General features: G+C 39.8%; 25 protein-coding genes, 1 tRNA gene, 1 other RNA gene and 3 pseudogenes. 28 read left to right on the forward strand and 2 right to left on the reverse strand.

The genetic code is table 11. The features are described from left to right. Positions 1–23 precede the first annotated feature (23 nt). The 11 genes from atpB to HMPREF2933_RS06900 all read left to right on the forward strand — a co-directional run bounded on the left by atpB (position 24) and on the right by HMPREF2933_RS06900 (position 8941). Positions 24–737: a F0F1 ATP synthase subunit A gene (atpB, locus tag HMPREF2933_RS06855; protein WP_024051900.1), complete on the forward strand. Its 714-nt coding sequence runs from the start codon at positions 24–26 to the stop codon at positions 735–737. A 14-nt stretch (positions 738–751) separates the two neighbouring features. Continuing rightward, complete coding sequence (gene atpF, locus HMPREF2933_RS06860; RefSeq protein ID WP_024051899.1) at positions 752–1246, forward strand: F0F1 ATP synthase subunit B; 495 nt, start codon at positions 752–754, stop codon at positions 1244–1246. Then, positions 1246–1782: a F0F1 ATP synthase subunit delta gene (locus HMPREF2933_RS06865; RefSeq protein WP_024051898.1), complete on the forward strand. Its 537-nt coding sequence runs from the start codon at positions 1246–1248 to the stop codon at positions 1780–1782. Before atpF ends, HMPREF2933_RS06865 begins: the two co-directional genes overlap by 1 nt. 15 nt (positions 1783–1797) lie before the next feature. Further along, complete coding sequence (gene atpA / locus HMPREF2933_RS06870) at positions 1798–3303, forward strand: F0F1 ATP synthase subunit alpha (RefSeq protein ID WP_024051897.1); 1506 nt, start codon at positions 1798–1800, stop codon at positions 3301–3303. Between the two features lie 15 nt (positions 3304–3318). After that, positions 3319–4197 (forward strand): F0F1 ATP synthase subunit gamma, encoded by an 879-nt coding sequence (locus HMPREF2933_RS06875; protein WP_024051896.1) that lies wholly within the window; start codon positions 3319–3321, stop codon positions 4195–4197. 34 nt (positions 4198–4231) lie between these two features. Next, the gene (gene atpD / locus HMPREF2933_RS06880; RefSeq protein ID WP_024051895.1) at positions 4232–5638 is read left to right on the forward strand and encodes a F0F1 ATP synthase subunit beta; all 1407 of its coding nucleotides are present in this window, start codon (positions 4232–4234) and stop codon (positions 5636–5638) included. Positions 5639–5648: 10 nt separating this feature from the next. After that, positions 5649–6068 carry a F0F1 ATP synthase subunit epsilon gene (locus HMPREF2933_RS06885; protein WP_003069748.1) on the forward strand — a complete coding sequence of 140 codons (420 nt, stop codon included), beginning with the start codon at positions 5649–5651 and terminating at the stop codon, positions 6066–6068. A 103-nt stretch (positions 6069–6171) separates the two neighbouring features. Beyond that, on the forward strand, positions 6172–6402 hold the full coding sequence (locus tag HMPREF2933_RS09775) for a DUF1146 family protein (RefSeq protein WP_083308049.1): 231 nt from the start codon (positions 6172–6174) through the stop codon (positions 6400–6402). 37 nt (positions 6403–6439) lie between these two features. Continuing rightward, positions 6440–7720 carry a UDP-N-acetylglucosamine 1-carboxyvinyltransferase gene (gene murA / locus HMPREF2933_RS06890; protein ID WP_024051893.1) on the forward strand — a complete coding sequence of 427 codons (1281 nt, stop codon included), beginning with the start codon at positions 6440–6442 and terminating at the stop codon, positions 7718–7720. Further along, complete coding sequence (locus HMPREF2933_RS06895; RefSeq protein ID WP_024051892.1) at positions 7713–7889, forward strand: DNA-directed RNA polymerase subunit beta; 177 nt, start codon at positions 7713–7715, stop codon at positions 7887–7889. The genes murA and HMPREF2933_RS06895 overlap by 8 nt, the downstream gene beginning before the upstream one ends. 206 nt (positions 7890–8095) lie before the next feature. Next, positions 8096–8941, forward strand: coding sequence for a DNA/RNA non-specific endonuclease (locus HMPREF2933_RS06900; RefSeq protein ID WP_024051891.1), 846 nt, complete (start codon positions 8096–8098; stop codon positions 8939–8941). A gap of 410 nt (positions 8942–9351) precedes the next feature. On the opposite strand, the pseudogene HMPREF2933_RS06905 reads toward HMPREF2933_RS06900, so the two are convergent. Continuing rightward, a pseudogene (locus HMPREF2933_RS06905) lies at positions 9352–10496 on the reverse strand (IS110 family transposase). A gap of 251 nt (positions 10497–10747) precedes the next feature. Here HMPREF2933_RS06905 and HMPREF2933_RS06910 point away from each other — a divergent pair. Next, entirely contained in the window at positions 10748–12484 is a 1737-nt protein-coding gene (locus HMPREF2933_RS06910; RefSeq protein ID WP_024051888.1) for an ABC transporter ATP-binding protein, read from the forward strand. Positions 12485–12493: 9 nt separating this feature from the next. Then, a complete protein-coding gene (locus HMPREF2933_RS06915; protein ID WP_070672697.1) occupies positions 12494–14263 on the forward strand; it encodes an ABC transporter ATP-binding protein in 1770 nt (589 codons plus the stop codon). Between the two features lie 144 nt (positions 14264–14407). Here HMPREF2933_RS06915 and HMPREF2933_RS10560 read toward each other — a convergent pair. Next, positions 14408–14647: pseudogene (locus HMPREF2933_RS10560) on the reverse strand (hypothetical protein); the annotation flags it as partial. A gap of 136 nt (positions 14648–14783) precedes the next feature. On the opposite strand from HMPREF2933_RS10560, the gene ssrA reads away from it, so the two are divergent. From ssrA to galE, 15 genes and pseudogenes are all read left to right on the forward strand, one after another. Then, positions 14784–15133: a transfer-messenger RNA gene (ssrA, locus tag HMPREF2933_RS06925) on the forward strand. An 8-nt stretch (positions 15134–15141) separates the two neighbouring features. Then, positions 15142–15229: transfer RNA gene (locus HMPREF2933_RS06930), tRNA-Ser, on the forward strand. Positions 15230–15379: 150 nt separating this feature from the next. Beyond that, positions 15380–15760 (forward strand): CidA/LrgA family protein, encoded by a 381-nt coding sequence (locus tag HMPREF2933_RS06935; protein ID WP_070241614.1) that lies wholly within the window; start codon positions 15380–15382, stop codon positions 15758–15760. After that, on the forward strand, positions 15753–16448 hold the full coding sequence (locus HMPREF2933_RS06940; RefSeq protein ID WP_070241615.1) for an LrgB family protein: 696 nt from the start codon (positions 15753–15755) through the stop codon (positions 16446–16448). The genes HMPREF2933_RS06935 and HMPREF2933_RS06940 overlap by 8 nt, the downstream gene beginning before the upstream one ends. A 117-nt stretch (positions 16449–16565) precedes the next feature. Beyond that, positions 16566–17078: an adenine phosphoribosyltransferase gene (locus HMPREF2933_RS06945; RefSeq protein WP_070241616.1), complete on the forward strand. Its 513-nt coding sequence runs from the start codon at positions 16566–16568 to the stop codon at positions 17076–17078. A gap of 99 nt (positions 17079–17177) precedes the next feature. After that, a pseudogene (gene metA / locus HMPREF2933_RS06950) lies at positions 17178–18121 on the forward strand (homoserine O-succinyltransferase). A gap of 8 nt (positions 18122–18129) precedes the next feature. Continuing rightward, a complete protein-coding gene (locus tag HMPREF2933_RS06955; RefSeq protein ID WP_003025231.1) occupies positions 18130–18804 on the forward strand; it encodes a DnaD domain-containing protein in 675 nt (224 codons plus the stop codon). A 93-nt stretch (positions 18805–18897) separates the two neighbouring features. Further along, positions 18898–19587, forward strand: coding sequence for a tRNA (adenine(22)-N(1))-methyltransferase (locus HMPREF2933_RS06960; RefSeq protein ID WP_024051880.1), 690 nt, complete (start codon positions 18898–18900; stop codon positions 19585–19587). Then, complete coding sequence (locus HMPREF2933_RS06965) at positions 19574–20371, forward strand: Nif3-like dinuclear metal center hexameric protein (protein WP_024051879.1); 798 nt, start codon at positions 19574–19576, stop codon at positions 20369–20371. Before HMPREF2933_RS06960 ends, HMPREF2933_RS06965 begins: the two co-directional genes overlap by 14 nt. 12 nt (positions 20372–20383) lie before the next feature. Beyond that, positions 20384–21481 (forward strand): NAD(P)/FAD-dependent oxidoreductase, encoded by a 1098-nt coding sequence (locus HMPREF2933_RS06970; RefSeq protein ID WP_024051878.1) that lies wholly within the window; start codon positions 20384–20386, stop codon positions 21479–21481. Further along, the gene (locus HMPREF2933_RS06975) at positions 21482–21952 is read left to right on the forward strand and encodes an 8-oxo-dGTP diphosphatase (protein WP_024051877.1); all 471 of its coding nucleotides are present in this window, start codon (positions 21482–21484) and stop codon (positions 21950–21952) included. It begins immediately after the preceding gene. 142 nt (positions 21953–22094) lie between these two features. After that, positions 22095–22964, forward strand: coding sequence for a glucose-1-phosphate thymidylyltransferase RfbA (rfbA, locus tag HMPREF2933_RS06980; RefSeq protein WP_003025214.1), 870 nt, complete (start codon positions 22095–22097; stop codon positions 22962–22964). Between the two features lie 3 nt (positions 22965–22967). After that, positions 22968–23561 (forward strand): dTDP-4-dehydrorhamnose 3,5-epimerase family protein, encoded by a 594-nt coding sequence (locus tag HMPREF2933_RS06985; RefSeq protein WP_024051876.1) that lies wholly within the window; start codon positions 22968–22970, stop codon positions 23559–23561. A gap of 30 nt (positions 23562–23591) precedes the next feature. Then, the gene (gene rfbB / locus HMPREF2933_RS06990) at positions 23592–24638 is read left to right on the forward strand and encodes a dTDP-glucose 4,6-dehydratase (protein ID WP_024051875.1); all 1047 of its coding nucleotides are present in this window, start codon (positions 23592–23594) and stop codon (positions 24636–24638) included. Positions 24639–24674: 36 nt separating this feature from the next. After that, the gene (gene galE / locus HMPREF2933_RS06995; protein ID WP_024051874.1) at positions 24675–25694 is read left to right on the forward strand and encodes a UDP-glucose 4-epimerase GalE; all 1020 of its coding nucleotides are present in this window, start codon (positions 24675–24677) and stop codon (positions 25692–25694) included. Positions 25695–25835: the final 141 nt, after the last annotated feature.

Raw genomic sequence — 25835 nt, forward strand, 5'->3', positions numbered from 1 at the left:
TTTAGAAAAGGGGGTGGAGTTCGTTGGAAGAAAGTATAAATCCAACTATCACTTTAGGTCCTGTGACTTTTGATTTGACTCTACTTGCTATGTCTCTTCTAACTGTATTTATCGTATTTGCCTTTGTTTATTGGGCTAGTCGGAAAATGACGCTGAAGCCTTCTGGCAAACAAAATGTCTTAGAATACCTCTATGATTTTGTTATTGGCTTTACAAAGGGAAATATTGGCGATAAATATATAAAGAATTATTCTCTATTTATCTTTTCCTTATTCCTTTTCGTTGCAGTAGCTAACAATCTTGGTTTGATGGCAAAAGTGCAGACAACCAATGATTATAATTTGTGGACATCTCCAACGGCCAATCTTGCCTTTGACTTAGGATTTTCATTTTTGATTACCTTAATTTGTCATGTTGAAGGGATTCGCCGACGGGGAGTGAAAGCTTATCTCAAGGCATTTGCGACACCTGCTGGAATGACTCCAATGAATATTTTGGAAGAATTCACTAATTTTGCCTCTCTGGCTCTGCGTATCTATGGTAATATTTATGCGGGTGAAGTTTTGTCTGGTTTGTTGTTAACTTTATCACAACAAGCTGCTGGTTGGTATCCAATTGCTTTTGTCTTGAATCTTGTTTGGACTGCTTTTTCAGTCTTTATTTCATGTATTCAAGCATATGTATTTACCATGTTGACATCTATGTATCTAGGTAAGAAAATTAACAGTGAGGAATAGAAGGGAGATAAGAGATGAATATTACTTTAGGTAGTCTTATTGGGGATTTTATCCTTGTAGCAGGCTCATTTCTTCTGTTAATCATTTTAATCAAGAAATTTGCCTGGGAGAATATCACAAGTACTTTTGAGCAACGCGCCAAAAAGATTTCAGATGACATTGATAGCGCAGAATCTGCTCGTCAAAAAGCAGAAGATTTAGCTCAAAAGAGAGAAACAGAATTAGCAGGTAGTCGTCAAGAAGCGACAACAATTATTGAAAATGCTAAAGAAACTGCTGAGAAAAACAAGGCAGGAATCTTGGCAGATGCAGCTGATGAAGCTGGACGTTTAAAAGAAAAGGCTAATCAAGAAATCGCTCAAACCAAAGCAGAAGCCATGAACAGTATCAAAGGTGAAGTAGCCGATTTGACTGTAAATCTTGCTAGCAAAATTTTAGGTCAAAAATTGGATCAAGAAGCTCACAAAGAGCTCATTGACCGCTATATTGACAAGCTAGGAGATGCTTAATGGACAAAAAAAGATATGCGGTAATTGAAAAATATACCACACCTTTTGTCCAACTCGTGATTGAAAAAGGTCAGCAAAAAGATGTTTTTGAAAAGCTTCAGCAAATCAAAGACATTTTTGACAATACAAATTTAGCTGCCTTTTTATCAAATATTGGTGTTGTTGATACAGAAAAAGAAAGAAGCCTTCGCTATTTTCAAGGATCTGATTCATCCTTGATTGACAATTTTATTGAAGTTATTATTCACAATCATCGTGAAGATCTTTTTTATGATATTTTAGTAGAAAGTCTTCACCAGCTTGAAAAGATTAGTAATGAATTTGAAGTGATAATCAAATCAGTTCAAGCTTTATCGGAGGAGCAAAAATCTAAAATCATTCCGATTATTGAGCGAAAATTTGGATTGCAAGTTCGTTCTTTAAAAGAAGAACTGGATGCAAGCCTCATTGGTGGCTTTATCATCACAGCTAATAATAAGACAATTGATGCAAGTATTAAACGTCAATTACAAACAGTAAAAGAAAATTTGAAATAGAAAGTGGTGTGAATTTTGGCGATTAACGCACAAGAAATCAGCGCTTTAATTAAGCAACAAATTGAAAATTTCCAGCCAAATTTTGACGTCACAGAAACAGGGGTCGTCACATATATTGGTGATGGAATCGCCCGTGCTCATGGTCTTGACAATGCAATGAGTGGTGAGCTGTTGATTTTTGAAAATGGCTCATACGGTATGGCACAAAACTTAGAATCAACAGATGTAGGGATTATCATTTTAGGTGATTTCACAGATATTCGCGAAGGGGATACCATTCGTCGAACTGGTAAAATCATGGAAGTGCCTGTCGGAGATGCTTTGATTGGTCGGGTTGTGGATCCGCTCGGTCGTCCGGTTGATGGGCTTGGCGAGATCAAGACAGATAAGACGCGTCCAGTTGAAACACCTGCTCCAGGGGTTATGCAGCGGAAATCTGTATCAGAACCGCTTCAAACAGGTCTGAAAGCGATTGATGCTTTGGTGCCAATCGGTCGTGGACAACGGGAATTGATTATCGGAGACCGTCAAACGGGTAAAACAAGTATTTCGATTGATGCGATTTTGAACCAAAAGGGACAAGATATGATCTGTATCTATGTTGCTATTGGTCAGAAAGAATCAACGGTTCGTACGCAAGTAGAAACGCTTCGTCAGTATGGAGCGTTGGATTACACAATCGTTGTCACAGCCTCAGCTTCGCAACCCTCACCATTGCTGTTTTTAGCACCTTATGCAGGTGTAGCAATGGCAGAAGAATTTATGTATAATGGTAAACACGTTTTGATTGTTTATGATGATTTATCTAAACAAGCGGTTGCCTATCGTGAACTGTCGCTTTTACTTCGTCGTCCACCAGGTCGTGAAGCTTTCCCAGGAGATGTATTCTATCTTCATAGTCGTCTTTTGGAACGTTCTGCAAAAGTTTCGGATGAATTAGGTGGTGGTTCTATTACAGCACTGCCGTTTATCGAAACGCAAGCAGGAGACATCTCCGCTTATATCGCAACCAATGTAATTTCAATTACGGACGGTCAAATCTTCTTAAGCGACAGTCTCTTTAACGCAGGTGTTCGACCTGCTATTGATGCCGGTTCATCTGTATCACGTGTAGGTGGTTCTGCACAGATAAAAGCGATGAAGAAGGTTGCTGGAACCTTGCGTATTGACCTTGCTTCTTATCGTGAATTGGAAGCATTTACCAAGTTTGGTAGTGATTTGGATGCGGCAACGCAAGCGAAATTGAATCGTGGTCGTCGGACGGTAGAAGTCTTGAAACAACCTGTTCATGAACCATTACCAGTGGAAAAACAAGTCGTTATTTTGTACGCCTTGACACATGGTTTCTTGGATAGTGTACCGGTTGATGATATTCTTCATTTTCAAGCAGAATTGTTTGATTACTTTGATGCTCATCATGAAGACCTCTATGAAATCATTCGTACAACAAAAGACCTTCCAGAGGAAGCAGTCTTAGATGCTGCAATTACTGAATTTATCAATCAGTCTAGCTTCAAGTAAGAATAGAGGTGTCAGATGGCAGTTTCATTAAATGATATAAAAAATAAAATTGCATCCACAAAAAACACCAGTCAAATCACAAATGCCATGCAAATGGTATCTGCTGCTAAGCTAGGAAAGTCAGAAGAAGCGGCCAAGAATTTCCAAATCTATGCTTCTAAAGTCAGAAAGTTATTGACAGATTTGCTTCATGGGCATGAAGGGCAAAATTCCAAATACCACCCTATGTTGATTAGTCGTCCGGTGAAAAAAACAGCCTATATCGTTATTACATCGGATCGCGGCTTAGTTGGCGGTTACAATGCGACCATTCTCAAATCCATGATGGAACTTTTTGCAGAATACCATGATAAAGATGATTTCGTCATCATTTCAATTGGTGGTATGGGCTCGGACTTCTTTCGGGCACGCGGGCTTCAGCCTATTTATGAACTACGTGGTTTAGCAGATCAACCGAGCTTTGATGAGGTTCGTAAAATCATTAACAAAACGGTTGAAATGTACCAAAACGAATTGTTTGATGAATTATATGTTTGTTATAATCACCACGTCAATAGTTTGACCAGCCAAATGCGTGTTGAACAAATGCTTCCAATCGTGGATTTGGATCCAAATGAAGCAGATGAAGACTACGTTTTGAATTTGGAATTGGAATCTAGCCGAGATGTCATTTTGGATCAATTATTGCCTCAGTTTGCTGAAAGTATGATCTACGGGGCAATTATTGATGCGAAAACAACAGAAAATGCAGCTGGAATGACCGCAATGCAGACAGCAACAGATAACGCGAAAAAAGTTATCAATGATTTGACCATTCAGTATAATCGTGCTAGACAAGCAGCTATCACGCAAGAAATTACTGAAATTGTGGCGGGTGCAAGTGCACTAGAATAGTGTCACAGAAAATAAATATAAAGAGGAGAAAAGAATGAGCTCAGGCAAAATTGCTCAGGTTATCGGACCAGTCGTTGACGTTGCGTTTGCAGCTGGTGATAAATTACCTGAGATAAATAATGCACTTGTAGTCTATAAAAATGACGAAAAAAAATCGAAAATCGTCCTTGAAGTAGCTCTTGAGCTTGGTGACGGAGTGGTTCGGACTATTGCTATGGAATCAACTGACGGGTTGACTCGTGGCATAGAAGTCCTAGATACTGGTCGTCCAATTTCTGTCCCCGTTGGGAAAGAAACACTCGGTCGCGTCTTTAACGTTTTAGGAGATACCATTGACTTGGAAGCTCCTTTTGGTGAAGATGCAGAACGTCAACCAATCCACAAAAAAGCTCCAACTTTTGATGAGTTGTCTACTTCATCAGAAATCTTAGAAACAGGAATCAAGGTTATTGACCTCCTTGCACCTTATCTAAAAGGTGGGAAAGTCGGGCTTTTCGGTGGTGCCGGAGTTGGAAAGACAGTCTTGATTCAAGAATTGATTCACAACATTGCCCAAGAACACGGTGGAATTTCTGTCTTTACTGGTGTTGGAGAACGAACACGTGAAGGGAACGACCTTTACTGGGAAATGAAAGAATCTGGCGTTATTGAAAAAACAGCCATGGTTTTCGGTCAAATGAATGAACCACCTGGAGCACGTATGCGTGTGGCTTTGACTGGTTTGACCATTGCCGAATATTTTCGTGATGTCGAAGGTCAAGATGTGTTGTTATTCATTGACAATATCTTCCGTTTCACGCAAGCAGGTTCTGAAGTATCTGCCCTTCTTGGACGCATGCCTTCAGCCGTTGGTTACCAACCAACACTTGCGACAGAAATGGGACAATTGCAAGAACGGATTACGTCAACCAAGAAAGGTTCTGTAACCTCTATCCAAGCTATCTATGTGCCAGCCGACGACTACACTGACCCTGCGCCAGCTACAGCGTTTGCTCACTTGGATTCTACAACTAACTTGGAGCGGAAATTGGTGCAATTAGGGATTTACCCAGCAGTTGACCCACTTGCTTCTAGCTCCCGTGCCCTTGCTCCTGAAATTGTTGGAGAAGAGCACTATGCTGTAGCAGCAGAAGTGAAACGCGTCCTTCAACGTTACCATGAATTGCAAGATATTATTGCAATCCTTGGTATGGATGAATTGTCAGACGAAGAAAAGACTTTGGTTGCGCGTGCGCGTCGGATTCAATTCTTCTTGTCACAAAACTTTAATGTTGCTGAACAATTTACTGGGCAACCAGGTTCTTATGTACCAGTTGCTGATACAGTTCGTGGCTTTAAGGAAATCCTTGAAGGTAAATATGATCATCTTCCTGAAGATGCCTTTCGCGGCGTTGGTTCTATTGAAGATGTGGTTGCTAAAGCTGAAAAAATGGGATTCTAAGAGGTGACTTATGGCTCAAATGACAGTACAAATCGTTACACCTGATGGTCTTGTTTTTGATCATCATGCAACGTTTGTTTCCGTTAAAACTCTTGATGGAGAAATGGGGATTTTGCCGCATCATGAAAACATGATTGCTGTTTTGGCTGTCGATGAGGTCAAAGTAAAGCGGATTGATGAAGAAGATCATGTCAATTGGATTGCGGTGAATGGTGGAATTGTCGAAGTTGCTGATAATTTGATTACCATCGTTGCAGACTCTGCTGAACGCGCTCGTGATATTGACATCAGTCGTGCTGAAAGAGCAAAATTGCGTGCCGAGCGTGCCATTGAAGAAGCACAGGAAAAGCATTTAATTGACCAAGAACGTCGTGCCAGAATTGCCCTTCAACGTGCCATTAATCGAATTAACGTTGGAACAAGATTATAATACGAAAAGGCCAATTGGCCTTTTTATAATGGCTTTTTTGCTATCAGTACCTGATTTGTGTCTGATAGTTTGCTCTCATCTATTTTTTTGGTATAATGGGGATATGATTCAGTTAATTTTTACGCTTAGTAGCCACATGATTTTTATTTTTCTTTCATTTCACTTGCTTTCTACTGTTGTGAATTGGGAAAGACTATTAAAGGTGAATGCTGACAATGCTCTTAAGATTCGATTTCTAATTTTATTGCTTAGTATTGCGTTAGGATTTTTGTTCAGTTCTTTCTTCCTCAGTCTCTATACATTGGGACGAGATGTGTTTAATAGTAATTTATAGGATAAGAAAAGAAATACAATAGGTGTTTTGGAGAAATATGGATAAAATTATTATACAAGGCAGTTCGAATCCATTAGTCGGTTCGGTTAAACCTGAAGGTGCCAAAAATGCTGTTTTGCCTTTGCTTGCAGCAACTGTTCTAGCGACGACAGGGAAAACAACTCTAACCAATGTTCCGGTTCTATCTGATGTATTTACGATGAACAATGTGGTTCGTGGATTGAATACAAAAGTGACTTTTGAACAAGAAGAGAACAGGATTACGGTGGATGCTACACAGCCGTTGAGCGAAGAAGCTCCTTATAAATATGTGAGTAAAATGCGTGCTTCTATCGTGGTATTAGGTCCGATTTTGGCAAGAAATGGTTATGCCAAAGTTTCTATGCCTGGTGGCTGTACGATTGGAAGTCGTCCTATTGACCTTCATTTGAAAGGATTGGAGGCAATGGGAGCTGAAATTAAGCAGACGGCTGGATTTATTGAGGCCAAAGCTAACCGATTGCATGGAGCTCATATTTACATGGATTTTCCAAGTGTGGGTGCGACGCAAAATATCATGATGACAGCAACTTTAGCGGATGGTGTAACAGTGATTGAAAATGCGGCGCGCGAACCGGAGATTGTTGATTTAGCTGTTTTATTGAACAAAATGGGGGCGAAAGTTCGTGGTGCTGGTACAGAAACATTAACCATTACTGGAGTTGAGGAGCTGATGGGGACAAGTCACAGTGTAGTACAAGACCGCATTGAAGCCGGGACTTTTATGGTAGCCGCTGCTATGACTGGCGGTAATGTCCTTGTGCAAGATGCTATCTGGGAGCATAATCGTCCTCTCATCGCGAAATTGATGGAAATGGGTGTGTCTGTTACCGAAGAGGATAAAGGGATTCGGATTCGTTCCGATTTGTCTAAACTAAAAGCTGTCAATGTAAAAACTCTTCCTCATCCAGGTTTCCCAACAGATATGCAGGCGCAATTTACAGCCTTGATGACGGTTGCCAAGGGTGAGTCTACTATGATTGAGACTGTTTTTGAGAATCGTTTCCAACATCTGAAAGAAATGCGTCGGATGGGCTTGCACTCAGAAATTATGTGGGACACAGCTCGTATCGTCGGTGGTCAAGCCTTGCAAGGGGCAGAGGTGATGTCAACAGACTTGCGTGCGAGTGCCGCGCTGATTTTAACAGGCTTGGTTGCAGAAGGTGAAACAAAAGTAGGACAGCTAGCTCATTTGGACAGAGGATATTATCAGTTCCATAAAAAGTTGTCTAACTTAGGTGCTTCTATTAAGCGAGTGAAGGAAGAAGACGATGAATAATGATTTGAAATACGTTGGAAAACAAGTTGGAATTGTTCTAGCATTCTTGTTGCTTGGTTTGATTTTGTTTGCACTTGGCTTAGTTGTTGGCTACGGTGGAAAAAATCCATGGGCTATTTTATCGCCAGATAAGTGGCAGGAAATCATCAGCAAATTCACAGGACAATAATCTTAATAGTAAGAAGAGGTCGAAATAAAAATTGACCTCTCATTTAAATAATGTTCGATTACACGCAGTAGTTGCGTGACTTCCAGTTATTGAGCGGATCAGTTTTTAGAAGTTAATAACTTTGAGGGAGTGAGACAAAAGTCATGATTTCGTAGCAATAGACTTTGTAGTCTCACCCCCTCCTATTTATTTAAAAGGGAGGAGAAATGGTGAGAAAGAAATCCAACCAGAAAGTAACACAAAGTGTAGCTGGTCTGGTTATAGCACTGGTTCTTGCGCTAGGAGGTTATTCTTTTAGCAATCATCATAGTAGTCCGAAGCCTTCTGACAGCACTGCTATTAATCGAAGCATTCGGACGAATCATGCAGCACCCAGTCAAGAATTAGCACAGAGCGTTGTAATAGAATCTGTCAAACGACAGCTCAAAGGGAAAATCGAGTGGAATGGCGCAGGGGCTTTTATTGTCAATGAGAATAAAAATGATTTAGATGCTAAAGTGGGCAGTATTCCTTATGCGGATAATAAGACAAAATTGGTCAGAGGTCGAACTGTTCCGACGGTAGCAAATGCTCTTTTGTCTAAAGCTACTCGTCAGTATAGGAATCGTGAAGAAACAGGTAATGGTTCAACAACTTGGACACCTGCTGGCTGGCATCAGGTGAAGCATTTATCGGGTGAATATCATCATGCAGTTGACCGTGGACATCTGCTAGGTTATGCCTTGATTGGTAACTTGAAAGGCTTTGATGCTTCGACTAGCAATCCTAAAAATATTGCGCTGCAAACGGCTTGGGCCAATCAAGCAAATACTGGTCATTCTACGGGTCAAAATTTTTATGAAACAAAGGTACGTAAGGCACTAGACAAAAATAAACGAGTTCGGTATCGGGTGACTTTAATTTATGCTAATGAACAGGATTTGGTGCCGGTTGGTTCGCATATTGAAGCTAAATCAAGCGATAGTAGCTTGGAAATAAATGTCTTTGTTCCCAACGTACAGACAGGACTTCGGCTAAATTATCAAACAGGAGAAGTGACTGTTACCAACTAGATTATTGCTAGTGTTGCATTTATATCATCTTTTTGTTATACTATTTTTACATGAGGTCGGACAAAACGTATCTCAGCCTCTATCTAATTTGGTAATAAGCGAATGACGCAGTAGGTGATTGGACTCTTTATTCGCTTTTCAAGCTCGAAAGAGCACCTAATCACCCTTGAGGGGGTGGGACTACGAACTTAAATTTTTTAAGATAAGTTCTGTCCCACTCCTATTTTGTCTAAAAGGTACGTTGGTGCTTTTTTATTGTGGATTTGTTTTATGAGGAGAAAGACAAACTATAAGAGTTGTCAATAGTTTGTTCTAAATTTTTTAGAAAACTTTAGAATGTGTTTTAGACACGACAAAAAGCCTTTTAAAACGACTGTTTTAAAAAGTTTTTCATCTATGTTTTTGTTGGTTTATCTCAGTTTATCCTCGTCAAAAGTTTCATTATTCTTAAGCAGATAAAACAGCACTCGAATGAGCTTCTTAGCGACGTGAGAAATAGTGACATTGTAGTGTTTTCCCTGCGCTAATTTGGTTTTAAAATAAGCTTTAAACGCAGGGGAGTATCTAGCTACTTTAATGGCAGCTTGTATGAGTGCCCAACGTAGGTGTGATGAGCCTCGTTTGACCATTTTCCCTGAGCATCTAGTTGTCCAGATTGGTAGATAGCTGGTTCTAACCCTGCAAAAGCTTGGAGTTGAGCTGAATGATTAAAAGTATTAATATTTCTGATTTCAGCTAAAATGACAGAACCAAGACGATTACTAATGCCTGGTACTGTAGTGATGACCGAGTTGAGCTCAGCCATCAACTCATCAATCTTCTTTTCAGTTTGTTTGATGAGTTTTTCGTAGTGTTGGATATTCTTAATAATTTCAATCAATTCAAATTCACGAGCCAAAGAAGTTGTGCCAATGGAATTTGGAGCTAGTTCAAGAATATCCAATGCATGTTTAGCTGTTAATCGTTTAATCTCAATAAGTTTATCAAAGCCAGCCGTTACCATTTTCTCGGGAGAAGGGAAACGTTTGAGTAACTCATAGACATAATCAGAGTGCTTCGTAACGACCTGATGTAGTTCCGGGAAAATAATATCTAAACACTTGGTATATTGGACTTTCCAATCTGATTGATGTTTCTTTAAACGATTCATGTGACGTGTCATAATTTTAAGTTCTTCTTGCTTGTTGTCATGCATAAATAGGGCACGATTAGGGTCTGAAAGTAATTTAAGAGCTATTGTACGTGCATCTTTCTTATCCGTTTTTGTTTTACGAAGTGAGATAGACTTTGTGAATTCTTTGATGAGTAAGGGATTATAGGTGTAAATCTGATAATTGTTTTGATGTAAGAATGTTAAGAGATTTAAGGCATAATGTCCAGTATCTTCCATGGCGATAAGACAGTTCTGGTTGAGTTGTTTCAAGGTATTATGAAGTAGTTCAAATCCTTGTTTACGGTTTGTAATAGTGATGGGTTTTAACACCATTTTCCCTGTATTATCAATAACTGTCACATCGTGTTTGTTTTTAGCGACATCAATGCCAACATAGAGCATAAAAGTACCTCCAGATATTAAGTATTAAGCCCACTTGGTATCCACTTACTTTTTGCCTTGTTACCTTACTGAAGATTAAACGTCTAGCGTTATCAAACTCATTACCAATGAAAACAAAAAGCTGTGGTTAGAGCCTTTCTGAAATCGTCAAGTGATTGGAGACAACAAACTAATCCACAGTGGCTTTTTCCAAGTATAACACTTGGGCTTTGGCAGTAGCTAACTGCACTAAATATAATATAAGGAGAAACATGAAGTATATTTGGTCTTATTTGAAAAAATATCCTAAATGGTTGATGCTGGATTTCTTTGGTGCTGTCTTCTTTGTCGTGGTGAATCTCGGCTTGCCGACTGTTTTGGCACGAATGATTGACGAAGGGATTAATCGAGGAGACAGCAATCGTTTGTATTATTGGGCGATTGTGATGCTCATTGTCATTTTGCTAGGAGTCTTTGGACGGATTGTCCTTGCCTATGCTGCTGGGAAATTAACGACGAGTATGGTACGGGACATGCGCAATGATGTGTATGATAAATTGCAAGAGTATTCGCATCATGAATATGAGCAAATTGGCGTTTCGTCTTTGGTGACACGGATTACCAGTGATGCCTTTGTTCTCATGCAATTTGCAGAGCAATCCTTAAAAATGGGAGTCATTACGCCTATGATGATGATTTCTAGTGTGATGATGATTTTTGTCACCAGCCCCTCTTTAGCTTGGATTGTTGCGATTTCTGTGCCCTTCCTCGGCATTGTCGTTTGGTATGTGGCGACAAAAACACGTCCTCTATCCGAAAAGCAACAAAAAACGTTAGATAAAATCAATCAATACGCGCGTGAAAATTTAACAGGTCTGCGTGTCATTCGAGCTTTTGCACGAGAAGAATTTCAAGAAGAGCGCTTTGCTTCACAAAATGAAATTTATGCGGATAACTCCAATCGCTTATTTAAATTAACTGGTTTGACAGAACCACTCTTTGTTCAAATTATCATTGCCATGATTGTTGCCATTGTCTGGTTTGCTTTAAAACCACTTGGTACAGGAGACTTGCAAATTGGGGATTTGGTTGCTTTTATCGAATACAGTTTCCATGCTTTGCTGTCTTTCTTGTTGCTATCTAGCTTGTTTACCATGTATCCTCGTACAGCTGTTTCAAGTGAACGCTTGAAAGAAGTAATGGAAATGCCAATCTCAATCAATCCAAATGAAGATGGTGTTACGGAGACAGACAGTCACGGTTATTTAGAGTTTGATAATGTTACTTTTGCTTATCCTGGTGAGACAGAAAGCCCAGTGCTACATGATATTTCGTTCAAAGCGAAACCTGGTGAAACGATTGCTTTTATCGGCTCGACCGGCTCAGGGAAGTCCTCATTGGTGCAATTGATTCCGCGCTTTTATGATGTGACTTTAGGAAAGATTTTAGTGGACGGAGTGGACGTGCGTTCTTATAACCTAAAAGCGCTTCGGCAGAAGATAGGTTTCATTCCACAAAAAGCTCTGCTCTTTACCGGCACAATCGCAGAAAACCTTCGCTATGGGAAAGAAAATGCTAGTCGTGAGGAATTGGCGCAAGCAGCAGATGTGGCACAAGCAAGGGACTTCATTGAAAGCAAGGAAGAACGCTTTGAGACGCATTTGGCTGAAGGGGGAAGCAATCTCTCAGGTGGGCAAAAGCAACGCCTTTCTATCGCACGTGCTGTCGTGAAAGAACCAGATATTTATATCTTTGATGATTCATTTTCTGCGTTGGACTATAAGACCGATGCCATTCTTCGAAGTCGACTTAAAGAAGTTACGCAAAATGCTACTGTATTGATTGTAGCACAACGCGTGGGAACCATTATGGATGCAGATCAGATTATTGTTCTGGATAAGGGAGAAATCGTCGGGCGCGGAACACATGAAGAATTGTTGCAACAAAACGATATCTATCGCGAAATTGCTAATTCTCAGCTTAATAGTCAATCACTAACAGAAGAATAGGAGGGAAAGATGAAACAACATAGTTTTATGCGCTTGTGGAGTTACTTAAAAGTTTATAAACTCTCAGTAATCCTTGCTATCTTTTTGAAGGTGGTGAGTATTGTGATGAGCGTGCTAGAGCCTTTTGTACTTGGTCTTGCTATTACAGAATTGACACGAAATGTGCTGAACATAGCCAAAGGAGTCGAAGGCGCCAGTATAAACACAACATATGTCTTTGGGGTAATGGCACTTTACCTTTTGCGTGGTTTGTTCTATGAAATTGGGGCTTACTATTCTAATTATTTTATGACCAATGCAGTGCAAAATACAGTACGTGACATGCGCAGTGAGTTGAGTTCTAAAATTAATCAAATTCCAGTTTCTTACTTTGATAAGCATCAATTTGGAGATTTGCTAGGGCGCTTTACCAGTGATGTAGAGACTGTTTCAAATGCGCTTCAACAGTCATTCCTGCAAGTTGTCAATGCGGTTTTGACTATTACCTTGGTTATCGGAATGGTCTTGTATCTCAATTTTCAACTGGCTTTGATCGTGATTGCCAGCATTCCTTTGACCTATTTTGGTGCGAACTTTATTTTGAAGAAATCGCAGCCTTATTTTAAAAAGCAAGCAGATGCGCTGGGTGCTATGAACGGATTTGTGCAGGAAAATCTGAGCGGTTTTAATGTGCTGAAACTTTATGGCCGTGAAGAAACATCTTCAGAATATTTTCGCGGAATCACGCAAAATCTCCAAGAAGTTGGCTTCAAAGCTAGCTTTATTTCTGGTTTGATGATGCCAATTTTGAACGCCGTTTCAGATTTGACCTATCTGATTGTAGCGGTTGTTGGTGGTCTGCAAGTCATTTCTGGACAATTAACGATTGGGAACATGCAAGCATTCGTACAATACGTGTGGCAAGTAAACCAGCCAATCCAAAACTTAACGCAACTGGCTGGGCAATTGCAGAGTGCTAAGTCTTCGCTAGATCGTGTCTTTCAAGTCTTGGATGAACCAGACGAAGTGACGGATGTAAAAGAGCACTTGGAGCATGATTTGACAGGTCAGGTCAGCTTCAAGCATGTTGACTTTCAATACGTGGAAAACAAACCGCTCATTCGAGACTTCAACTTAGAGGTTAAGCCGAGCGAAATGGTGGCGATTGTCGGTCCGACTGGTGCTGGAAAGACTACCCTCATCAATCTACTGATGCGTTTTTACGATGTAACTGCCGGTTCAATTTCTGTTGATGGCCATGATATTCGCAATTTGTCTCGCCAAGAATACCGCAAACAATTTGGTATGGTCTTGCAAGACGCTTGGCTTTATGAAGGAACAGTCAAGGAAAACTTGCGCTTTGGAAATCTGAATGCGACAGATGAAGAGATTGTGGAAGCTGCCAAAGCGGCTAATGTCGATCATTTCATTCGGACGCTTCCAGGTGGCTATAATATGGAAATGAATCAGGAATCCAGCAATATTTCGCTGGGGCAAAAACAATTGCTGACCATTGCGCGAGCATTATTAGCCAATCCAAAAATCTTGATTTTGGATGAAGCAACCTCGTCCGTTGATACACGCCTAGAGCTCTTGATTCAAAAAGCGATGAAGAACCTCATGCAAGGACGAACAAGCTTTGTCATTGCTCACCGCTTATCGACGATTCAAGAGGCGGACAAGATTTTGGTTCTCAAAGACGGGCAAATCATTGAGCAAGGAACTCACGAATCGCTTTTAGCTGATAAAGGTTTCTATTACGACTTATATACAAGTCAGTTTGCTAAGAAAGAAGCCTAACGAATAAAGGAGCAAAAGAAAACTCCAATTAAACAATAAAAACACGAACCCTGTCTTGACTAGCAGTTAGCTAATCTGGACGAGTTCGTGTTTTTTTATCTTTGGTGACATAAAGCTAAAATGCAATTGCTCTGTCTCACAACTATAAATGGTTGAAATTATAACACTCAAAGGAATGAAAAGTGCTAAGATGAGCAAAGAAAGCATTGCCAGATTTCTATTGACAAGTTGTTCCATATGAATCACAAACAAACCAGAAACGATAGCGGAAAATAAAATTAAAACGATACTAAGCAAATACGCATTGAAGAGTCGCCTTGGCTCTATATAAAACAAGACAAGAAAAAGAAGAGCAGGAAGAAGCCAAATAAGATGCAATACCATAATGTGATAACAATCCTTTCAAACAGATTCCTTTTTAGTATAGCATAAAAGTTCCTGTAAAAAAGTAGATTTAAAAAACAATGGACTTAAAAATTGAAATATTATTAAAAAATATGGTATAATATTTTTATGTCTTGGGGTCGTTACGGATTCGACAGGCATTATGAGGCACATTTTGCGACTCATCGAGCGGATGTAAAGCGCCAGTTAAATATAACTGCAAAAAATAATAATTCTTACGCTTTAGCTGCCTAAAAAACAGCCAGCGTGACCAGATTCGGATCGCTCGTGTTCGATGACCGGTCTTAATAATAGCGAGATACGATTAAGCCTTGTCTAGGGGCTTGATAAGAGACTGATAGACTCGCTTGGCTTGGGCTTGAGTTATGTGTCAAAGCGAAGTTAAATCCAATACATAACCTATGGTTGTAGACAAATGTGTTGGCAGGTGTTTGGACGTGGGTTCAATTCCCACCGGCTCCATTGTTAAATATGGAAGATTACTCAAGAGGCTTAAGAGGCTGTGTTGGAAACGCAGTAGGCGTGTGAAAGCGTGCGTGGGTTCGAATCCCATGTCTTCCGTTTTGTTATAAAACGCTCGTTAGTGGCGTTTTTTCCTTACTAGAAGATAAAATGAGTGAAGAGAACGGATTCACTCATTTATTTTTTTGAAAAATATTGAAATTTTTCTGAAAAGTAGTAGACTGTTACTAGAAAGTTTGGAGGTTTCTTGTGAAATTATACGTACAATTGATGATTATTTTTTCGATTTCTTTGATAGGAGAAGGGATTTCCTATCTTTTTCATTTGCCTATTCCAGGAAGCATTATTGGCCTCATTCTTCTTTTTTCGGCTTTGCAATTTAAAATTTTCAGATTGCGGCATGTGAGTATTGTGGGAAATTTTTTATTAGCCAATATGACGATTCTATTTTTGCCGCCAGCGGTCGGAATTATGGATAAATTTCATGTCATTGCGCCTTATCTGCTGCCGATTGTTTTGATTATTGTTGGAGCGATTGTGATCAATGTGGTTGTCATTGCCGTGGTTGTTCATTTTATCAAAAATCGCTTTGAAGGAGATTACGGAGAAGGAGAAACAAGAAATGTCTAATTTGTGGGGCAATCCTTTATTTGGTTTGGCTTTATCAATCTTTGCTTATCTGGTAGGAATGTTGATTTTTCGCAGATTTCCGCATCCTTTGACAACCCCTTTACTTCTAGCCACCATATTTGTCATTGTATTTTTAAAATTGACAGGAATTTCTTACAAGAATTACTACGTAGGCGGGGCGTATTTGAATAATCTCATTGTGCCGTCAACGGTTGCACTGGGAATTCCTTTGTATAAAACATTTCATCTCATGAAACACCATGCCAGAAGCATTTTGGTTGGTACTTTTATAGCGGTAGTAGTGAATACTAGTTTTACGGCCTTGGTCGCCAAGGCTTTTGGAATGGATTTTTTCTTAGCAATTTCACTCTTTCCCAAATCAGTAACAACAGCTATGGCGGTTGGAATTACAGATAAAATGCAAGGGCTGACGACAGTGACGTTGGTAGTTGTAGTTGCAACGGGAATCTTGACAAGTGTGATCGGTCCGACTGTTTTAAAAATCTTAAAAATCAAAGATCCTGTTGCAGTAGGCTTAGCTCTTGGAGGAACGGGACATGCTGTTGGGACAGGGACAGCCTTTAAATACGGACAAGTTGCAGGAGCTATGGCTGGTCTAGCTATTGGGGTGACAGGGATTATGTATGTGATTGTCAGTCCAATTGTTGCAAGTATTATTTTAAAATAGCAAAAGACGAGAATGACTGTGCTGTGACTATTTTTTGAAAGCAAGTATGTTTTCTGCCCCATTTCCTAAAAAACATGATATAATAGAGAGTAAAAACTTTTTGATAGAAAGACAGTTATGGATTTAAAAGATTATATTGCAACCATTGAAAATTACCCGCAAGAAGGGATTTTATTTCGTGACATTAGCCCATTAATGGCAGATGGGAATGCCTACAGCTATGCCATTCGTGAAATTGTCCAATATGCTACGGACAAGAAAATTGACATGATTGTCGGTCCAGAAGCGCGTGGATTTATTGTTGGATGTCCGGTAGCTTATGAGCTTGGAGTTGGTTTTGCTCCAGTACGTAAGCCTGGGAAATTGCCTCGTAAGGTTATCTCAGCTAGTTATGAAAAAGAGTATGGTGTAGATACCTTAACAATGCACGCAGACTCTATCAAGCCTGGACAACGCGTACTGATTGTTGATGACCTTCTTGCAACGGGAGGAACGGTTAAAGCAACAATTGAAATGGTTGAACGTTTAGGTGGTATCGTTGCAGGTTGCGCTTTCCTTATTGAATTGGATAAATTGAAGGGACGCGAAGCTATTGGTAACTACGATTACAAAGTTCTCATGCATTATTAAGGTATAAGTAAAAGCTATATCTTGTTGTAAAAAAGTATAATTGAAAACTATATCTCCTTTCAGTATAATAAAAGCAGAACGTAAAAGGAAGATATTTTCATGCCTATTAAAATTGATAAGAAATTACCAGCTGTTGACATTTTAAGATCTGAGAATATCTTTGTCATGGATGATGAGCGTGCAGAACACCAAGATATTCGTCCTCTGAATATCTTGATTTTGAATTTAATGCCGCAAAAACCAGTAACAGAAACGCAGTTGTTGCGTCATTTAGCAAATATGCCATTGCAACTTCGGATTGAATTTCTTTATATGACTTCTCATACCTTCAAAACGACACATGCGGACTATATGGAGACGTTTTATAAGACTTTTGATGAGATCAAGGGTCGTTATTTTGACGGTTTGATTGTCACTGGAGCGCCAGTCGAGCATTTGCCTTTTGAAGCAGTAGATTATTGGGAAGAATTTCGACAAGTTATTGACTGGTCCAAATCGCATGTTTACTCAACGTTGCATATTTGTTGGGGAGCGCAAGCGGCTCTTTATGCTCGTTATGGCATTGCCAAACACCAGATGAAGCGCAAGTTGTCCGGTATTTATAGTCAATCCACACCAGAAAAACCAAATTTGCTGTTTCGTGGTTTTGATGATGAATACGCAGCTCCTCATTCGCAGTATACAGAAGTTCGCAAAGAGGATATTTTAATAAGAGTAATTTGGAAATTTTAGCTTGTGGAGAAGAAGTCGATGCCTCCGTTGTGGCAAGTCGTGATCTTCGCGAAGTGTATAGCTTTGGTCATTTGGAATATGACCGCGAGACCTTGGCAAAAGAATATTTGCGTGATGTAGACGAAGGGCTGAATCCGCGTATTCCAGAAAATTATTTCAAAAATGATGACGTTACTTCAGTCCCCTGTTTACGATGGAATCTGGCTGCGGCGCTGTTTTTCAACAATTGGATTAATTATGCTGTTTATCAAGAAACACCATTTGACTGGGAAAATGCAGCAAATGACGCTTCCTTGTTTGCTTATTTATAAGAGGTGCTATGACTTATTTATCAGCGTATAAGACGGGCAATTTAGTATTGCCAACTGAGCTTCTTTTTCATTTTCATGAGATATTTGATAATAGTGATGACTTTTTGGTCTGGCAATTTTTCTATTTGCAAAATACAACGTCGCTAGAAGAGATTTCTCCTGTTCAGATTGCGGAAAGTATTGGGAAATCCGTTGCAGAGGTCAATCGCTCTATGTCAAATTTGACAGAAAAAGGATTGTTGCAATATAAAACAATTGCCCTCAATGGTGAAATTGAGGCAGTTTTTGATGCACTGCCAGCGCTTGAACGATTGGATGAAATTGTAGAGAATCACTCAAGCGTTGCGCAAGCTATTTCTCAGAATGTTTTAAAAGACTTGGTTGAGACTTTTCAGCAAGAATTAGGTCGTCTCTTGACACCGTTTGAAATCGAGGATTTAACAAAGACGATTCAAGATGACAAGACCAGTCCTGAACTTGTTACTGCTGCTCTTCGTGAAGCTGTTTTTAATGGAAAGGCAAACTGGAAATACATCCAAGCTATTTTACGGAATTGGCGCCGTGAAGGCATTACAACAGTAGCACAGGTAGAAGCGAAGCGAGAAGAGCGTGAGGCGACAAATCCACAAAATATCACTGTCTCGGATGATTTTTTGAAGGCTATGGATTTGTGGCGAGATTAAGAAATCGGAGTTTATTCTCTTGGAATAGACTCTTTTTTTAGTTCCTTAAAAATGATATACTAAGTGAAACGATTATTTTAGAAATGAGTTATCATGCAAGTAAAGAATATCTCAAAACGTTTGAGAAAAGTGGCTGGTTTTGTACCACAGGATGCCAAAATCTTGGATGTAGGAAGTGACCACGCTTATTTACCGATTTATCTAATTCAGCAGGGGAGACTTTCCTCAGCCATTGCTGGTGAAGTTGTTGAGGGACCTTATCAGTCTGCGGTGACGAATGTGGCCGATAACCACATGTCCGATAAAATTTCTGTCCGCTTGGCAAATGGTCTGGTAGCTTTTGATAAAAAAGATCAGATTGACGTTATTATCATTGCAGGGATGGGAGGACGATTGATAGCAGATATTTTAGACAATGGCAGTGCGAAATTGGCATCTGTTAAGCGTCTGATTCTTCAGCCTAACAATCGGGAAGATGAACTTCGCAGGTGGTTGTGTGGTCATGATTTTCAAATTACAGAAGAAGCTATTGTGGAAGAAAATGGGAAATTTTACGAGATAATGATAGCTGAACAGGGGCATCAAGTGTTGAATGCTGAACAAGAACGCTTCGGACCTTATCTAATGAGAGAGCAATCAGCTGTTTTTCTAGATAAATGGCAGCGAGAAGTAGACAAGCTGGAAAAAGCTTTGGCTAAAATCCCCGAGAAAAATCTAACGGAACGCTCTGCTATGTCCCAAAGAATCAAGCAAATCAAGGAGGTACTGCATGCTGGCAAGTGATGTTATTAACCGTTATGAAGCATACTGTCCTAAGGATCTGTCCATGACGGGAGATGTCTGTGGACTGCAAATTGGAACTATGAATAAGGAAGTTAAGCGAGTACTGGTAGCTTTGGATATCCGCGAGCAGACAGTTGCAGAGGCGATTGAAAAAGATGTAGATTTGATTTTGGTTAAGCACGCACCGATCTTTCGGCCTATTAAGGATTTAGTGGTAGACCGACCTCAGAATCAGATTTACATCGATCTGATTAAGCACGATATTGCAGTCTATGTCAGCCATACCAATATTGATATTGTGGATGACGGTCTCAATGACTGGTTCTGTGATCTACTAGAAATCACTGATACGGATTATCTTAGCGAAACGGTTCCTGAACACGGCATTGGTCGTATTGGCAAGATTGCACCTCAGACTTTTGGAGAATTTGCAGGCAAGGTTAAGGAAACTTTTGGTCTGGATAGTTTGCGTTTGGTGACTTATTCGGATGTGGATTTGGAGCAAATGATTGAGAAAGTGGCGATCTGTGGTGGCAGTGGTCAGTCCTTTTACAAGGAGGCTTTAGCACAGGGCGCTCAGCTTTATATTACAGGTGATATTTACTACCATACAGCACAGGATATGCTGAGCGAGGGGCTTCTAGCTTTGGATCCGGGTCACCATATAGAAGTGCTCTTTGTAGAAAAATTAGTTGAAAAATTTCAAGACTGGAAAGTAGAAGAGAGTTGGGAAGTTGAATTTTTAGCCAGTCAGGTTTCTACAAATCCGTTTAAACATATCTAAGTAGGAAATTGTATGAAAAAAGTAGCGATTATCGGAGCAGGGATTGTCGGATCGACTGCTGCTTATTATCTATCGAAAAATTCTATCTTTCAGGTGACCATTTTTGATCATGGAATAGGTCAGGCAACCAAGGCAGCAGCTGGTATTATCAGCCCATGGTTTTCCAAACGGCGTAATAAAGCGTGGTATCGTATGGCACGACTGGGAGCAGATTTTTATCTGGATTTGATAGCTGATTTACAGAAGGACGGTTTTGCAACGAAGTTTTATCAGCAAACTGGCGTCTTTTTATTGAAGAAAAAAGAGAAAAGTCTGGAGACGCTCTATGAGTTAGCAAACCAACGGCGGCATGAGTCGCAACTAATTGGTAACTTGCAGTTATTTTCACGAGCGGAAGCAATGGAGTACTTTCCGGGGCTTCAAGGTTTTGACCGGCTGCTCTATGCTTCTGGAGGAGCACGCGTGGACGGTTCTTTATTGACTCAGATTCTGCTTGCGGCTAGTGGTGCAAACCTAATCCAAAAGAAAGTAAATTTGGATATTCGAGATGATGCTTGCTGGATTAATCGTTCTTGTTTTGATCAAGTTATATTAGCAACAGGAGCGTGGTTGCCTGAGCTGTTGAAACCACTAGGTTATCAAGTGGATATTCGTCCACAAAAAGGTCAATTACGAGATTATCAGACTGGTCTGATGACAAATGATTATCCAGTGGTCATGCCAGAAGGAGAGCTAGATATTATTCCTTTTCAAAATGGCAAAATCAGTATGGGCGCTACTCACGAAAATGAAATGGGCTATGATTTAAGAGTGGATCAAGACTTGCTGGATAAAATGGAACAGGAAGCTTTTTACTATTTTCCTAGTTTGTCTCAAGCAAACAGAATGAGCGAACGGGTCGGAATTCGAGCCTATACCAGTGACTTTTCTCCCTTTTTTGGTCAGGTGCCAGATCTTTCGCAAGTATTTGCAGCCAGTGGTTTAGGCTCTTCTGGTTTGACGACAGGCCCTCTCATCGGTTATCATTTAGCTCAGATGGTTCAGGGAAAAAGCGGTAGCTTAAATCCAGCGGATTATCCCATTGAAAGATACATTAAGAAAGAGAAATAGATGACAGAAAAAATTTTAAATTGGGTTAATATTTGTGTGAAAAAAGGGGACAAAGTTCTTTTGCTTAACCGCCAGCATGATGATTTTAAAGGCTGGATTCAACCAGGTGGGAAAGTTGAGTTTCCAGAATCTTTTTTTGAAGCAGCTGTGCGAGAGTTGAAAGAGGAAACAGGATTGATAGCTTTGAATTTACAGCTTAAAGGCATTTCAGGTTTTACCAATCCGACAAAAGCAGAGCGTTATGTCTATTATGATTTTCTATGTGAGAATTTTGAAGGAGAACTACTAACAAAATCACGAGAAGGTCAGCCAAAATGGTGGTCAATTGATGAACTGGATTCAATATCTATGCAGGATGATATCAGGGATAGGCTTCCTTTATACTGGCGAGAAGGCTCTTTTGAGCGTATTCACTATTGGGATGAAGAAAATCATTGTATCAAAGAAACCAAGACGATATTGTATGACTGAGTTAGCAATGATTTTAGGTTAAATGTAAATCCAAGAAACTCTTACAGGAGTGTGCTTTAAAATTTTAGTTTTTAAGTAAAAAGTGACATCCGCTTTCAAAAATGGTAAAATAAAGAGAATACATTAAGAGAGGAAACTCATTATGAAAGGTATTATTCTTGCAGGCGGCTCTGGTACGCGTTTATATCCTTTGACTAGAGCTGCATCTAAACAACTCATGCCGGTTTATGATAAACCCATGATTTATTATCCATTGTCAACCCTCATGCTAGCTGGTATCAAGGATATCTTGATTATCTCAACACCAACAGATCTTCCTCGCTTTGAGGATTTGTTGGGTGATGGCTCGGAGTTTGGCATCAAACTTTCTTATGCTGAGCAACCAAGTCCAGATGGTTTGGCTCAAGCCTTTATTATTGGTGCCGACTTTATCGGTGATGACCATGTGGCTTTGATTTTAGGTGATAATATTTATCATGGACCAGGCCTTAGCAAAATGCTTCAAAAGGCTGCTTCAAAGGAAAAAGGAGCGACTGTTTTTGGTTACCAAGTGAAAGATCCAGAACGTTTTGGTGTGGTTGAATTTGATGACAATATGAATGCAATCTCTATTGAAGAAAAACCAGAACAACCACGTTCTAACTATGCAGTTACAGGACTTTATTTCTATGACAATGACGTAGTAGAAATTGCTAAAAATATCAAGCCTAGTCCACGTGGAGAGCTGGAAATCACTGATGTCAATAAGGCTTACTTAGACCGCGGCGATTTGTCTGTTGAGCTTATGGGACGTGGTTTTGCTTGGTTGGACACTGGTACACATGAGAGCTTGTTAGAAGCTGCTCAATACATTGAAACCGTTCAACGTATGCAAAATGTGCAAGTAGCAAACTTAGAAGAAATTGCCTACCGTATGGGTTATATTACCAAAGAACAAGTGCATGATTTGGCACAATCACTTAAAAAGAACGAATACGGTCATTACTTATTGCGCTTGATTGGAGAAGAATAAAACATGTCTGAACAATTTTTTGAAAAGAAATTAGTAGCCCGTAAGATTGAAGCCATTCCTGGCATGCTGGAATTTGATATTCCAGTACATGGAGACAATCGTGGCTGGTTCAAGGAAAACTTTCAAAAAGAAAAAATGGTGCCCCTTGGTTTTCCAGAAAGCTTTTTTGCAGAAGGTAAGCTTCAAAACAATGTCAGCTTTTCCCGCAAAAATGTGCTCCGTGGACTCCATGCAGAACCTTGGGACAAGTACATTTCTGTCGCAGATGGCGGAAAAGTTCTCGGTTCTTGGGTTGATTTGCGTGAAGGGGAAACATTCGGAAATACCTACCAAACGGTTATTGATGCCAGCAAAGGGATTTTCGTTCCTCGCGGTGTAGCAAATGGCTTTCAAGTGTTGTCAGATACGGTTTCTTATAGCTATTTGGTCAATGACTACTGGGCATTGGAATTAAAACCTAAGTATGCCTTTGTCAACTATGCTGACCCTGCTCTTGGGATTGAATGGGAAAGTCTTGATCAGGCAGAAGTTTCTGAAGCAGATAAGAATCATCCAATGCTTAAGGATGTTAAACCTTTGACCAAAGATATGTTATAATACCCTCAGAAAATAGGAGAAAATCTTTTCATGACTGAATATAAAAATATTGTAGTGACAGGTGGTGCTGGTTTTATCGGTTCTAACTTTGTTCACTATGTGTACAATAACTTTCCAGATGTGCATATCACAGTTCTGGATAAGCTAACTTATGCTGGTAATCGTGCCAACATTGAAGAAATTCTAGGCGACCGAGTGGAGTTAGTCGTTGGAGATATTGCAGATGCAGCAATTGTTGATCAAGTAGCTAAGAATGCGGATGCAATTGTTCACTATGCAGCCGAAAGTCATAATGACAATTCTCTCAAAGATCCATCCCCATTTATCTTCACCAACTTTGTAGGCACATACACACTCTTAGAAGCAGTTCGTAAATACGACATTCGTTTCCATCATGTGTCGACTGACGAAGTTTACGGAGACCTTCCTCTTCGTGAAGATCTTCCAGGTCACGGTGAAGGACTGGGTGAAAAATTCACACCAGAAACGAAGTACAATCCAAGTTCACCTTATTCTTCAACTAAGGCAGCTTCTGATTTGATTGTCAAGGCTTGGGTGCGCTCTTTCGGTGTTAAGGCCACCATCTCTAACTGTTCAAACAACTACGGACCATATCAACACATCGAAAAATTCATTCCGCGTCAGATTACCAATATCCTTTCAGGCATTCGTCCAAAACTTTATGGTGAAGGAAAGAATGTTCGTGACTGGATTCATACTAATGACCATTCATCAGGGGTTTGGACCATTCTCACAAAAGGGAAGATTGGTGAAACCTACCTAATTGGTGCAGACGGTGAGAAGAATAACAAAGAAGTGCTAGAGCTCATTCTTAAAGAAATGGGACAACCAGCTGACGCTTACGATAGTGTAACAGACCGTGCGGGTCACGACCTGCGCTATGCTATTGATGCTAGTAAGTTGCGTAATGAACTTGGCTGGAAACCTGAATTTACTAACTTTGAAGCTGGTTTGAAAGAAACTATAAAATGGTATACAGACCACCAAGATTGGTGGAAAGCTGAAAAAGAAGCTGTCGAAGCTAACTATGCTAAGACTCAAAAAGTGTTGAAATAAACTCTATTATTGAAGCATTGTCTTTAAAGGAGAATCATGAAACATAAAATTTTAGTAACAGGTGGAGCCGGATTTATCGGAACGCATACCGTTATTGAGTTAATCAATGCTGGACACGAAGTTGTTATTGTTGATAATTTAGTGAACAGCAGCAAAAAAAGTGTAGAAGTTGTAGAACAAATTGTTGGTCAAAAAATTCCATTTTATCAAGTGGACATTCGTGATAAGAAAGCCTTACTTGAAATCTTTAAAGCAGAACAACCAACAGGTGTGATTCATTTTGCAGCGTTGAAAGCAGTTGGTGAATCAACACAAATTCCATTGACTTATTACGAAAACAACATTACAGGAACATTGACATTGCTACGCGTCATGGAAGAAGTCAATTGCAAAAATATCATTTTCAGCTCTTCTGCAACTGTCTATGGAGATCCTCATACCGTTCCAATTTTAGAAGATTTTCCTCTGTCAGTCACCAATCCTTACGGACGTACAAAACTGATGATTGAAGAAATGCTGACGGATATTTACAAATCTGATGCAAACTGGAATGTTGTCTTGCTTCGGTATTTTAATCCAATTGGTGCTCATGAAAGTGGTGATTTGGGTGAAAATCCAAATGGCATTCCAAATAATCTCTTGCCATATGTGACGCAGGTTGCTGTTGGAAAATTAAAAGAAGTGCAAGTATTTGGCAATGACTATCCAACAGTTGACGGTACCGGCGTTCGTGACTATATTCACGTGGTGGATTTGGCAAAAGGACATGTGGCTGCTCTGCAAAAAATTGAAGGAACTGCTGGTCTAAATATCTATAACCTTGGTACCGGTAAAGGATACTCTGTTTTAGAAATTATCCAAAATATGGAAAAAGCAGTCGGCAAACCAATTCCTTACAAGATTGTTGACCGCCGCCCTGGTGACATTGCAACTTGCTATGCTGACTCTACCAAAGCAAAAGAAGAGCTTGGTTGGGAAGCACAATTTGATATTACGCGTATGTGTCAAGATGCTTGGCATTGGCAAAGCAAACACCCAAATGGATTTGATGACTAAATAAAAAATATGTCAAATAGTAGACGAGGCTGGGATAGTAGTTTCTCAGCCTCGCTTATTAAATAGAAATAAGCTTGATGCACAGTAGTTGATTGTTCAAAACATTGCGTTGAAGTTGCGAATAATGCTTGCGAGGTAAGG

Source organism: Streptococcus sp. HMSC066F10 (assembly GCF_001813805.1).
GTDB classification, from domain to species: Bacteria; Bacillota; Bacilli; order Lactobacillales; family Streptococcaceae; genus Streptococcus; species Streptococcus vaginalis.

Excerpts from the sequence above, each read along its gene's own strand:
- HMPREF2933_RS09775 (WP_083308049.1), top strand. The coding sequence starts at position 6,172 with ATGATTCAGTTAATTTTTACGCTTAGTAGCCACATGATTTTTATTTTT.
- HMPREF2933_RS06965 (WP_024051879.1), top strand. The coding sequence starts at position 19,574 with ATGCTGGCAAGTGATGTTATTAACCGTTATGAAGCATACTGTCCTAAG.
- rfbB (WP_024051875.1), top strand. The coding sequence starts at position 23,592 with ATGACTGAATATAAAAATATTGTAGTGACAGGTGGTGCTGGTTTTATC.
- HMPREF2933_RS06960 (WP_024051880.1), top strand. The coding sequence starts at position 18,898 with ATGCAAGTAAAGAATATCTCAAAACGTTTGAGAAAAGTGGCTGGTTTT.
- atpD (WP_024051895.1), top strand. The coding sequence starts at position 4,232 with ATGAGCTCAGGCAAAATTGCTCAGGTTATCGGACCAGTCGTTGACGTT.
- HMPREF2933_RS06915 (WP_070672697.1), top strand. The coding sequence starts at position 12,494 with ATGAAACAACATAGTTTTATGCGCTTGTGGAGTTACTTAAAAGTTTAT.
- HMPREF2933_RS06910 (WP_024051888.1), top strand. The coding sequence starts at position 10,748 with ATGAAGTATATTTGGTCTTATTTGAAAAAATATCCTAAATGGTTGATG.
- HMPREF2933_RS06940 (WP_070241615.1), top strand. The coding sequence starts at position 15,753 with ATGTCTAATTTGTGGGGCAATCCTTTATTTGGTTTGGCTTTATCAATC.
- HMPREF2933_RS06945 (WP_070241616.1), top strand. The coding sequence starts at position 16,566 with ATGGATTTAAAAGATTATATTGCAACCATTGAAAATTACCCGCAAGAA.
- HMPREF2933_RS06970 (WP_024051878.1), top strand. The coding sequence starts at position 20,384 with ATGAAAAAAGTAGCGATTATCGGAGCAGGGATTGTCGGATCGACTGCT.
- galE (WP_024051874.1), top strand. The coding sequence starts at position 24,675 with ATGAAACATAAAATTTTAGTAACAGGTGGAGCCGGATTTATCGGAACG.
- HMPREF2933_RS06865 (WP_024051898.1), top strand. The coding sequence starts at position 1,246 with ATGGACAAAAAAAGATATGCGGTAATTGAAAAATATACCACACCTTTT.
- murA (WP_024051893.1), top strand. The coding sequence starts at position 6,440 with ATGGATAAAATTATTATACAAGGCAGTTCGAATCCATTAGTCGGTTCG.
- HMPREF2933_RS06955 (WP_003025231.1), top strand. The coding sequence starts at position 18,130 with ATGACTTATTTATCAGCGTATAAGACGGGCAATTTAGTATTGCCAACT.
- atpF (WP_024051899.1), top strand. The coding sequence starts at position 752 with ATGAATATTACTTTAGGTAGTCTTATTGGGGATTTTATCCTTGTAGCA.
- HMPREF2933_RS06895 (WP_024051892.1), top strand. The coding sequence starts at position 7,713 with ATGAATAATGATTTGAAATACGTTGGAAAACAAGTTGGAATTGTTCTA.
- HMPREF2933_RS06885 (WP_003069748.1), top strand. The coding sequence starts at position 5,649 with ATGGCTCAAATGACAGTACAAATCGTTACACCTGATGGTCTTGTTTTT.
- HMPREF2933_RS06985 (WP_024051876.1), top strand. The coding sequence starts at position 22,968 with ATGTCTGAACAATTTTTTGAAAAGAAATTAGTAGCCCGTAAGATTGAA.
- HMPREF2933_RS06900 (WP_024051891.1), top strand. The coding sequence starts at position 8,096 with ATGGTGAGAAAGAAATCCAACCAGAAAGTAACACAAAGTGTAGCTGGT.
- rfbA (WP_003025214.1), top strand. The coding sequence starts at position 22,095 with ATGAAAGGTATTATTCTTGCAGGCGGCTCTGGTACGCGTTTATATCCT.
- HMPREF2933_RS06975 (WP_024051877.1), top strand. The coding sequence starts at position 21,482 with ATGACAGAAAAAATTTTAAATTGGGTTAATATTTGTGTGAAAAAAGGG.
- HMPREF2933_RS06875 (WP_024051896.1), top strand. The coding sequence starts at position 3,319 with ATGGCAGTTTCATTAAATGATATAAAAAATAAAATTGCATCCACAAAA.